Origin of the sequence: Kitasatospora sp. NPDC057692, assembly GCF_042799475.1 — a bacterium.
Taxonomy (GTDB): domain Bacteria; phylum Actinomycetota; class Actinomycetes; order Streptomycetales; family Streptomycetaceae; genus Kitasatospora.
Map to the genome: position 1 here is coordinate 1 of NZ_JBHVIV010000075.1, position 10,452 is coordinate 10,452.

The window sequence follows — 10,452 nt, forward strand, 5'->3', positions numbered from 1 at the left end:
CGGGGTTGCCGGGGGGGGGCGGGGGGGGGGGCGGCCCCCCCCCCCCCCGCCCGACCGCCGGGCCCGAGGGTCGGGGTCAGGAGAGGGCGAGCTCCGTGACGTTGTAGCCCTCCACGGTCCACGCGGAGGTGAGGGTGCCCTCCTTGACGTAGGCCGCGCCGTCGTCCTTGACGATGCCGATGCGCTTGCCGGACAGGGCGATCTGGGTGGTGTCGCTGCCCTCCAGGGTCCACGGGGCGTCCAGCGCGCCCTCCTTGACCAGGGCGTTGCCGTCGTCCTTCAGCACGCCGATGCGGTTGCCGGAGAGCTCCAACTGGGCCGTGAAATCGGCCTCCAGGGTCCACTGCGCGGTCAGCGAGCCCTCCTTGACCAGGGCGGTGCCGTTGCCCCTGAGGATGCCGATGCGGTTGCCGGACAGCGAGAGGTGGACGGTGTGGTCGGCCTGCGGGTTCCACGCGGCGTAGAGGGGCCCCTCCTTGACCAGGGCGTTGCCGTTGCCCTTGACGATGCCGACGCGGCTGCCGGAGAGCTGGAGCTCCTTGACGCCGTCGCCCTCCAGGACCCACGCGGAGGAGAGGGGGCCTTCCTTGACGTAGGCGGTCCCGTTGTCCTTGAGGATGCCGACGCGGTCGCCGGAGAGGGCGAGCTGTTTGACGTCGGTGGCCTCCAGGGTCCACGGGGCGGAGAGGTCGCCCTCCTTCACGAGTGCCGACCCGTTGTCCTTGAGGATGCCGATGCGGTTGCCCGCGACCACGATCTGCCGCACGCCGTCGCCCTCGACGGTCCAGGCGGCGGAGAGGTCGCCCTCCTTCACGAGGGCGGTGCCGTCGCCCTTGAGCAGGGCGATGCGGTTGCCGCCGTCGCCGGAGACGGTGCCGGGAACGGCCGCGGCGGCCGCGGTGGCCGTGAGGGCTGTCGCGGCGAGCGCCGCGAGCGCGGCTGCGGTGAATGACTTCTTCATGGGGGCCTCCATACGGGAAATGGGGTGACCTGGGCATGTCATGCAACCGGCCGTCCGGTGCCGAGGAACAGGAGATCACCGCAACCCGGGACCCGGTGAGGCGCACCGCAAGCGCACGGGAGCATTTCTTCACACGGAGAACACAACCGTCGCCGCACGCCGAAGCGGCCGGGGGTGCTCGCGATCGCCTGACCGCGATCAGGCGCATTCACCGGAGGGTCGGGCTGAATAACGATCCACATGTGACATGTCACAGGCTATTGATGCACGGACGGTCCTGTGAGACGGTTCGTCACGCGCTTCGACGGCCTCCCTCCCCCCACGCCCGAGGCGCATTCACATGCCCTTCCCCCACGAAGGAATGACGATGCGTCCGCTCTCACGCATGCCCCGACTGCTGGCCGCAGTCGCCGCGGCGGCCACTCTGCTCGGCATAGCCGCCGGCCCGAGCCGGGCCGCCGCCCCCGCCGCCCCTGAACCGGCCATCGCGGCCCCGCACCAGGCGGCCGACGGACCGCCGGGGGTGACCGGCAGTCCGTTCACCGATCCCGACAGCCCCGCCGCGCCGCAGGCCCGCCGGCTGACGGCCGGGCAGCTGCCGCTGCTCACCGCGCCGAGCCCGGCCGGGACCGGTTCGCCCCCGGCCTCGGCGCGCTCGCTCACGGCGGCTCCGGCCGCCGCCGCGTCGTGCACCCCGGCCGACTTCGCGAGCCGGACCGGGACCGCCCTCGTCTCGTACGTCAAGGCCGCGACCCCCGAGTGCATCGGCTCGCTGTTCCTGCTCGCCGGAGGCCCGTACGCCTCGGCCCTGTTCCGCCAGAGCCAGATGACGACGATGGCCGACGCCTTCCAGGGCGCCGCCGCCTCCTACCCCGGTGACAACTCCGCCGGCACCTGGCAGGTCGTCCTGTACCTGCGCGCCGGCTACTACGTGCACGAGAAGGACGCCGCGCACGTCGGCCCCTACGACGCCTCGCTCACCGCCGCCGTGACCCGCGGCCTCGACGCCTTCGTGGCCGGCCCGCACTTCGCGGACGCCACCGACGCGAACGCGCCGGTCGCGGCCGAGGTCCTCATCCTCACCGACAGCGCCGACCTGCAGCACCGGTACCTGAACACCTACCGGCAGGTGCTGGCCGGCTACAACAACTCGTACAACACGTCCAGGAAGCTGCTCAACCTCGTCAACAGCGCCTTCACCCCGCTGGACCGCGGCCACCAGAACGCGGCCTACGGCGCCGCCGTCGCCGCGGACCCTGGCATCGTCGACACCCTCGCCGCGTTCACCCGCGACCACGGGGACTTGCTCGGCACGGACACCTACTACCTGGCCTCCAACGCCGGCATCGAACTGGCCCGCTACCTCGCCTACCCGGCGCTCCGGGCCAAGGTCCGCCCGCTGGTCAAGGGCCTGCTCGACAGCTCCTCGATCACCGGCCCCACCGCCCCGCTGTGGGTCGGGGCAGGCTTCACAGCCTCCTCCTTCGACGAGGGCCAGTGCTCCTTCTACGGCGTCTGCGACCTTCCCCGGCGCCTGGCCGAGGCGGCGCTGCCGATCACCCACACCTGCAACGCCACCCTCACCCTCCGGGCCCAGGACCTCACCGCGGCCGAACTCGCCGCCGTCTGCGCCGACCTCAAGGGCGAGGACGCGTTCTTCCACAACCTGGTCCGCGACAACGGTCCCGTTCCCGGGCAGTACGAGTCGTCCGTCCAGGTCGTGGTCTTCGCGAGCCAGGCCGACTACCGGACGTACGCCGGCCCGATCTACGGCGCCAACACGAGCAACGGCGGCATCACCCTCACCGGCATCCCGAGCGACCCGGCCAACCAGCCCGTCTCGATCATGTACCGGCACCCCGACGAGAACGGCTTCACCGCCCGGATCTGGAACCTCAACCACGAGTACGCCCACGCCCTGGACGCCCGCTACGACTTCAAGGGCGACTTCTACGACCAGACCAGCGTGCCCAACCTGTGGTGGCTGGAGGGCGTCGCCGAGTACGTCTCCTACACCTACCGCGGCGTGACCGACACCAACGCGGTGGCCCAGGCCCCCAAGCGCGCCTACGCGCTCAGCACCCTGTTCCAGAGCACCTACCTGAACAGCGACGTCGTCCGCACCTACCACTGGGGCTACCTGGCAGCCCGTTTCATGATCGAGCGGTACCCGAGCGTCGTCCAGACCATGCTCTACTACTTCCGGACCGGCAACTACGCGCAGGGCTACGCCTACTACAACGGCATCGGCACCCGCTACGACGCCGGCTTCACCAGCTGGCTGGACTCCTGCGCCGCCGACCTCTGCCTGACCGCCGGAACCCCGAAGGCCGCCTTCGACGCCACGGTCCGCGACCTCAACGTCCGGCTGACCGACCGCTCCACCGAGACCGGCGGCAAGGGCAGCATCACCACCCGGTCCTGGACCTTCGGCGACGGCACCACCTCCACGGCGGCGTCCCCGTCCAAGTCCTACCGCGCGCCCGGCACCTACACGGTCACGCTCACCGTCACCGACAGCAACGGCAAGACGGCCACCGCGAGCAAGCCCGTCACCGTGACCGCGCCCGCCGCCCCCGGCCCGTGCACCGGCGCCGACACCCGGCTGATGGACTACAACTGCTACCGCGCAGGCCGCTCCGCGGAGGCGGGCAGCCTGGACCAGCTCTACCTCTACCTCCCGGCGGGCACCACCACCCTCACCGTCTCCACCAGCGGCGGAACCGGCACGGCGTACCTCTACTACAACGCCGACCGCTGGGCCTCCACCACCTCCTACACGGCCGCCTCCACCAGCAGCGGCACCACCCAGACCCTGACCGTCACCAACGCCACGGAGGGCTACCGCTACATCACCCTCTACGGGAAGACCGCCTTCAGCGGCGTGACCATCACCACCCAGTACTGACAGCGGTGCAACGGGTCCGGGGCGGACGGTGGAAACACCGCCCGCCCCGGACCCGTTCGCGGTCAGTCGGCGGCGGCCTGCCGTTCGTCCTCGCGGGCGCCGGAGAGGACGGCGTCGAGGAGGCCGGGGTAGCGGGCGTCGAGGTCGTCGCGGCGCAGCCGGAGGAGGTTCTCCCGGCCCGAGGGCTGCTGGTGGATGACGCCGCTGTCGCGCAGCACCCGCCAGTGGTGCGTCATCGTCGACTTGGCGGTGATGCCGATCGCGGTGAGCACGCTCCCGCAGTTGTGCGCCCCTCCGCCGTCCAGGACGCGGACGGCGGAGAGGCGGACGGGGTTGCCGAGGGCGGTCAGGACGTGCTCGATCCGGATCTGCTCGCGGGCGGGGTGGCGGTAGTTCATGGCCCCACCGTAACGCGCGGGTTGGCGGCCGCGGCCGGCCCGACGCGGCTCAGCGCCGCGGTGCGAGCAGGTGGGCGTCGATCGCCGCCCGTGTCGCGGGGTCGTAGTAGACCCAGTGGGGTGTGTCCACCGTCAGCGTGCGTGAGCCCGGGAAGGCGCGCGCCATCCGGCGGGCGCCGGGCAGCGGGGTCGCCGGGTCGTGGACGGCGTTGGCCACCAGTACGGGCGGCAGCTCGCCCCGCGCCTGAGCGGGCCGGGCCCGGGGCGGGAGGGTCCAGCCCTGGCAGCCGAGCACCGGGGCCAGGGCGTAGGTGCTGACGCGGACGTGCGGGGCGGCCCGGGCCACCCGAGCCCGGATGGCCCGGTACTCGGCGTAGTCGCGGATCCGGAAGTCGAAGTCCCGGCACATCACCAGCTGCATGGCGGTGTTGGGGCCGCCCTCGGCGGGCCAGGACACCTCGCCCTGCCCGCTGTCCACGGCGGCCAGCTGCTCCGCGGCCCAGTCCGGCCTCCTGGACAGCAGCAGGAAGGTGAGCAGGGCGGACAGCCGGTCGGCGTCGACCGCGACCGGGCCCGGCCCCTGCGGGCCCGGCTCGCGCAGGGTGCCCGCGTCGGCGCGGGCGAACAGCTCCGCCGTGACGGCCGCCAGGCCGCGGGGGCGGAGCGTGCAGGCCGGGGCCGTCGCGCACCAGGCCGCCAGCTGTTCGAACATGGCGTCGACGGTGGCGCTGCTGTCGGTGAGGTAGCGCTCCGCGTCCGGGCGGTCCGGGTCCACCGCGCTGTCCAGGGCCATCGCCCGCAGCCGCTCCGGGAACAGGCGGGCGTAGCGCTCGCCCAGGAGCGTGCCGTAGGAGTGGCCGAGGTAGCTGATCCGGCGCTCGCCGAGGGCGGCGCGGATCGCGTCCATGTCCCGGGCCACGCTCTCGGTGTCCAGGTGGGCGGCGAGCGGGCCCATCGCGCGCAGGCAGCCGGCGGCGGTCCGCCCGTTCGCGGTGCGCAGCCGCTCGAAGGCGGCGGCGTCCTGCGGGAACCCGGTGGTCTCCTCGCCGGGGCCCTCCTCGCACGGGGCGGCCCGGCTGCGCCCGATGCCGCGCGGGTCGAAGCCGACCAGGTCGAACCGCTTCAGCATCTCCGGGCCGTAGACGCCGAGGTCGGGGATGCCCGCGTACAGGGCGTCCTCCGCGCCGGGGGCGCCGGGCCCGCCGGGGTTCGACAGCAGGACGCCGATCCGGCGCGAAGGGTCGGTGGCCCGGTGGCGGGCGACGAAGACGCCGGTCTTCGGGCCGTTCGGCTGCGCCCAGTCCACCGGCACCTGGACGGTGGCGCACTGGGCGGCCGGGGTCGGGTCCGGCATCGGCGGTTCGCTCTTCGGGCACGGGCCCCAGGTGAGCGAGGACGCGGGTGCGGCGGGCCCGGGGGCCTCGTTCGCGGCCGCCGCGCCGGGGAGGGCGAGGGGTGCGGTGCAGGCGGACAGGGCGAGGAGGGCGGAGAGGGCGCGCCGTCGCCGGGGCGGCCTGCTTCTTCTGCGGAGGTTCATGCCCGTGAACGACCGGACGGCGGCGGGGCCGGGTTGCGCCGCGTCCGGGGCCGTGCCCGATGGGGCACACGGGGCGCCCGGCCGGTATGCTGTAATATATGAAGAGCGATATTGACCCTTACGAGCTGCGTGTGGGCGTGCCCGACGTCGCGACCTTCCGGCACCTGCGGACCGCCTCCGGGATGAGCGACCGCCCGGCCGGGGCGGTGGCCGCCGGGCTGCCGAACACCTGGTTCGGGGTGACCGTCCACCACGGCGGCGAGCCGGTGGGTATGGGTCGGATCGTCGGGGACGGCGGTGTGGTGTTCCAGATCGCCGATGTGTGCGTGCTCCCCGCCCATCAGGGGCGCGGGCTGGGCGGGCGGATCATGGCGCGGCTGACCGCCGAGCTGGAGGAGCGGGCCCCCGCGGGCGCCTATGTCTCGCTGATCGCCGACGGCGAGGCCCACCGGCTCTACGCCAAGTACGGCTTCGTCGGGACGGCCCCGGACTCGGTCGGCATGCACCGGCTGGTGTGACCCCGGTCGGCGCGGCGTCGGTCGGTGCGGCGTCGGTCGGCGCGGCGTCGGTCCGGGCGACGACCGCCCGCCGCACCCCCGTGGAGCGAGAGGTACGGCGGGCGGCGTCGAGCGTCAGGCGTGGATGCCCTGGCCCGGCGTCAGGATCCCGGCCGGGTCGAAGCGGTGCTTGGCGGCCACCGCGCGCCCCCACTGGGCGCCGTAGTGGCGGCGCCACTCGGCCGCCGTCACGTCCGGGATGGCGCCGATCAGGTACCGCTTGCCGCCGAGCCGCACCGCCAGCTCGTACAGCCGGCGGTTGCGCCGCAGCGCTGCGGCGTGGTCGGCACCCGGGAACGGGAAGGACAGCAGGTCGAAGTGGAAGCCGACCGGCTCCTTCGGCATCACGGTCATCGGGCGGGTGAAAACGTCGGTGCGGAACGGGTAGAAGAGCAGCAGCCCGGCGCCCAGGTCCTCCGGCGTCAGCAGCGCCACGGCCTCGCGCATGAACGTCTCGGTGGTCGAGGCGGGCAGGAACAGGCTCATCCACGGCTTGGGCTGCGACCAGAGGCCGGCCGACTGCAGGTACCCGGCGAAGGCGTCCACCCGGAACGCGTACTCGCGCGCCGTCTGGTCCGTGAACGTCGTCTCGGCGGCCAGGCAGCGCAGGCCGCGCACCAGCTTCGCCCGGTCCGGCGCGGCGGTGCCGTCGTAGTGGACGACGCCCTCCACCTTGTACTTCCACCCGGTGCCGGCGGCGTTGCGCGAGACGTCGCCGACGTGCAGGTCGAAGCGCCGCTCCAGCATCAGCTTCTTCTGGTCCGCGAGGTAGTCGGCCAGGTCGTCGTAGAACAGGTTGAGCACCAGAGCCCGCTCGCGGGCCCGCACCAGGCGCAGGGTGGCCCGGACGATGAGGCCGGCCTGTCCTCCGCCGCCCAGTACGGCCTCGAACAGCTCGCGGTTGGCGCTCGCCGAGGCGGTCACCAGCTGGCCGGTGCCGGTGACCACGTCCACCGACTCGACGGTGTCCACCTGGAAGCCGTAGCGCTGGACGCCGCCGCCGATGCCGCCGACGCTCAGCGTGCCACCGATCGACAGGTGCAGGTAGTCCGTCAGGCTGGGCGGCATCCACCCCTGGGCGAGCGCGGCGTCGGTCAGCTGCGCCCAGGTGACGCCTGCCTCCACCACGGCGCGGCCCGGGGTGATCCGGATGATCCGGTCCAGCCCGCGGGAGTCGATCGCGACGCCGCCGCGCACGCCGGCCTGGCCGTAGCTGGAGTGCGACTCCAGCTGGGCCGGGCCGCCGGTGCCGCTCTGGCCGTTCATCGCGACCGGGATGCAGTGCCGGTGGGCGAAGCCGACCAGGGTGGCGACGTCGCGCACCGAACCCGGGTGCAGGACGGCGCGCGGCGCGGCCGTCACCAGGTGGCCGAAGTCCCCGCCGAACCGGCCCAGCGTCTCGGCGTCGGCGACCAGAGTCCCGTCCAGCCGGGGCAGCGCGGCGAGCGCGGCGTCGGCGGTCCCGGCGGCGCCTTCGGCCCCGGCGGTCCCCGGGGCCCCGGCGGGAGCCTCCATGGCCCAGGAGCGGCCGACGGTGTTCCAGCCGATGACGGTGGCCGCCGCGCCGACGATCACACTGCGGCGGGGCAGGGCTGACTTGCTCATTACAGATATCTCCGATCAATCGTCATATGAGCAGTGTTGTATCTCAGTCGGCACGTACACGCGCAATGGGCAGGACCTGAACACTTCGGTGACGGTCCGTCCGGGCTCTGCCGCGCCGGGGCGGCAGCGGTCTACACCACTTGGTGGACGGGGGCGGGATCCGGACAGTTGTCGGCCTGCGGTGCAACGGTGCTGACCAGGCGGAACGGCGGGCCGCCCGGGCGTCGGCGGGCAGGCGCGGTGGCCGGAAACCCGGTTGTCCGGCCGTGGTGATCGGGAGAGAGTGGAGCTGTCGGGATCAAGGAACGACACCGAGGGCGAGCTGGGCCTGGGAGAGCCCAAGGGCCTGTAAAGCCCCCGCTTCGGCTGTGGTGGTTCGAATCCATCCTCGCCCACCTCGGACCGCCCCGGGCCGCACTGCGGCCCGGGGCGGTGTTCGTCGAACCTCGCCACCGGGGAGGACCGGGCGGCGGTCGAGGCGGTCGTGCGCACCGACCCGTTCGCCGTCGAGGGCCTGGCCGAGTACCGGGTGACGGAGTTCCCCGCCACCACCGTGGCGCCCGTCCTGGTAGCCCACCGCCAGCGGCTCCCGGCCTGATCAGCCGACGGATCCCGCTCCGGCGCCCGGCCGGGGCGCCCCGGTTCGGCGACCGGTCGCGTACTGGCTACGATCGGTGAGCACGGGGCAAGGAAGCGTCGGGCCGCGGGCCGGCGCACGGCGAGAAATCCAGTGGGAGAAGACGATGGCACACGCACGGGCCGGACAGCCGGCGCAGCCGGGCGACCTGGTGGACGTGGCGCGGCTGGTGACGGCGTACTACACGCTGCACCCGGACCCGGAGGAGCCGGCCCAGCGGGTCGCGTTCGGCACCTCGGGCCACCGCGGCTCCTCGCTGGACGCCGCGTTCAACGAGGACCACATCGCCGCCACCACCCAGGCGATCTGCGAGTACCGGGCGGCCGAGGGCATCACCGGCCCGCTGTTCCTCGGCGCCGACACCCACGCGCTGTCCGAGCCCGCCCGGGCCACCGCGGTCGAGGTGCTGGCGGCGAACGGCGTGACCGTCCTGCTGGACAGCGCCGACGGCTACACCCCGACGCCCGCCGTCTCGCACGCGATCCTGACCCACAACCGGCGCAGCCCGCAGTCGCTCGCGGACGGCATCGTCGTCACCCCGTCGCACAACCCGCCGCGCGACGGCGGCTTCAAGTACAACCCGCCGAGCGGCGGCCCGGCCGGCTCGGAGGCCACCGGCTGGATCCAGGACCGCGCCAACGCCCTGATCCGCGAGGGCCTGCGCGGCGTCAAGCGGGTCCCGTACGCGCGCGCCCTGGCCGCGGCCACCACCGGCCGCCACGACTACCTCACCGGCTACACCGAGGACCTGGTCTCCGTCCTGGACCTGGACGCCGTGCGCGCGGCCGGCCTGCGGATCGGCGCCGACCCGCTGGGCGGCGCGTCCGTCGCCTACTGGGGCCGGATCGCCGAGACCCACCGCCTGGACCTGACCGTGGTCAACCCGGCCACCGACCCGACCTGGCGCTTCATGACGCTGGACTGGGACGGCAAGATCCGGATGGACTGCTCCTCGCCCGCCGCGATGGCCTCGCTGATCGCCCGCCGCGACGAGTACGCCATCGCCACCGGCAACGACGCCGACGCCGACCGGCACGGCATCGTCACCCCGGACGGCGGCCTGATGAACCCCAACCACTACCTCGCGGTGGCCGTCGACTACCTCTACCGCCACCGCTCCGAGTGGTCGGTCGACGCGGCGGTCGGCAAGACGCTGGTCTCCTCCTCGATGCTGGACCGGGTCGCCGCCGACCTCAAGCGCCGGCTGGTCGAGGTGCCGGTCGGCTTCAAGTGGTTCGTCGACGGGCTGCTGGAGGGCTCGATCGCGTTCGGCGGCGAGGAGTCGGCCGGCGCGTCGTTCCTGCGCCGCGACGGCGGGGTGTGGACCACGGACAAGGACGGGATCCTGCTCGCCCTGCTGGCCGCCGAGATCACCGCCGTGACCGGCCGCACCCCCAGCGAGTACTACGGCGACCTCACCGCCCGCTTCGGCGCCCCCGCCTACGCCCGGGTGGACGCCCCGGCGGACCGCGAGCAGAAGGCGCTGCTGTCCCGTCTGTCGGCCGAGCAGGTCACGGCCGGCGACCTGGCCGGCGAGCCGGTCACCGCCGTGCTCACCGAGGCGCCCGGCAACGGCGCGGCCATCGGCGGCATCAAGGTGTGCACCGAGAACGCCTGGTTCGCGGCCCGCCCCTCCGGCACCGAGGACGTCTACAAGATCTACGCCGAGTCCTTCCACGGGCCCGAGCACCTCGCCCGGGTCCAGGAGGAGGCGCGCAGCCTGGTCAACGGGGTGCTCGCCGGCTGACGGCCTGACGCGCGCGCAGTGCGGCGGCCCCCGGGCCCCGGGGGGGTGTACCGACGGCGCCGCCGCCGGGTACAGGCGGGGCGGGGCGCCCGCCCCCGCGCG

Annotated in this window: 7 protein-coding genes and 1 tRNA gene; 4 read left to right on the forward strand and 4 right to left on the reverse strand. The window is 73.6% G+C overall.

Annotated features, from left to right (window positions below; genetic code table 11):
* Positions 1 to 76: 76 nt before the first annotated feature.
* Positions 77 to 961: a peptidase S1 gene (locus tag ACFVFS_RS31510; protein WP_380628234.1), complete on the reverse strand. Its 885-nt coding sequence runs from the start codon at positions 959 to 961 to the stop codon at positions 77 to 79.
* Between the two features lie 367 nt (positions 962 to 1,328).
* Here ACFVFS_RS31510 and ACFVFS_RS31515 point away from each other — a divergent pair, with 367 nt between their 5' ends.
* Complete coding sequence (locus ACFVFS_RS31515) at positions 1,329 to 3,869, forward strand: collagenase (protein ID WP_380628235.1); 2,541 nt, start codon at positions 1,329 to 1,331, stop codon at positions 3,867 to 3,869.
* Positions 3,870 to 3,931: 62 nt separating this feature from the next.
* Here the strand turns inward: ACFVFS_RS31515 and ACFVFS_RS31520 are convergent, their stop codons facing one another.
* Together ACFVFS_RS31520 and ACFVFS_RS31525 are read right to left on the reverse strand one after the other, a co-directional pair.
* Complete coding sequence (locus ACFVFS_RS31520) at positions 3,932 to 4,267, reverse strand: ArsR/SmtB family transcription factor (protein ID WP_380628236.1); 336 nt, start codon at positions 4,265 to 4,267, stop codon at positions 3,932 to 3,934.
* 49 nt (positions 4,268 to 4,316) lie between these two features.
* A complete protein-coding gene (locus ACFVFS_RS31525) occupies positions 4,317 to 5,804 on the reverse strand; it encodes an alpha/beta fold hydrolase (protein WP_380628237.1) in 1,488 nt (495 codons plus the stop codon).
* A gap of 98 nt (positions 5,805 to 5,902) precedes the next feature.
* Between ACFVFS_RS31525 and ACFVFS_RS31530 the strand changes: the two genes are divergently transcribed.
* On the forward strand, positions 5,903 to 6,322 hold the full coding sequence (locus ACFVFS_RS31530; RefSeq protein ID WP_380628238.1) for a GNAT family N-acetyltransferase: 420 nt from the start codon (positions 5,903 to 5,905) through the stop codon (positions 6,320 to 6,322).
* Positions 6,323 to 6,436: 114 nt separating this feature from the next.
* On the opposite strand, the gene ACFVFS_RS31535 is transcribed toward ACFVFS_RS31530, so the two are convergent.
* Positions 6,437 to 7,966 carry an FAD-binding protein gene (locus tag ACFVFS_RS31535; protein ID WP_380628239.1) on the reverse strand — a complete coding sequence of 510 codons (1,530 nt, stop codon included), beginning with the start codon at positions 7,964 to 7,966 and terminating at the stop codon, positions 6,437 to 6,439.
* Between the two features lie 315 nt (positions 7,967 to 8,281).
* On the opposite strand from ACFVFS_RS31535, the gene ACFVFS_RS31540 reads away from it, so the two are divergent.
* Together ACFVFS_RS31540 and pgm are read left to right on the forward strand one after the other, a co-directional pair.
* A tRNA-Tyr gene (locus tag ACFVFS_RS31540) sits at positions 8,282 to 8,361 on the forward strand.
* Positions 8,362 to 8,709: 348 nt separating this feature from the next.
* The gene (pgm, locus tag ACFVFS_RS31545; RefSeq protein WP_380628240.1) at positions 8,710 to 10,350 is read left to right on the forward strand and encodes a phosphoglucomutase (alpha-D-glucose-1,6-bisphosphate-dependent); all 1,641 of its coding nucleotides are present in this window, start codon (positions 8,710 to 8,712) and stop codon (positions 10,348 to 10,350) included.
* Positions 10,351 to 10,452 lie beyond the last annotated feature (102 nt).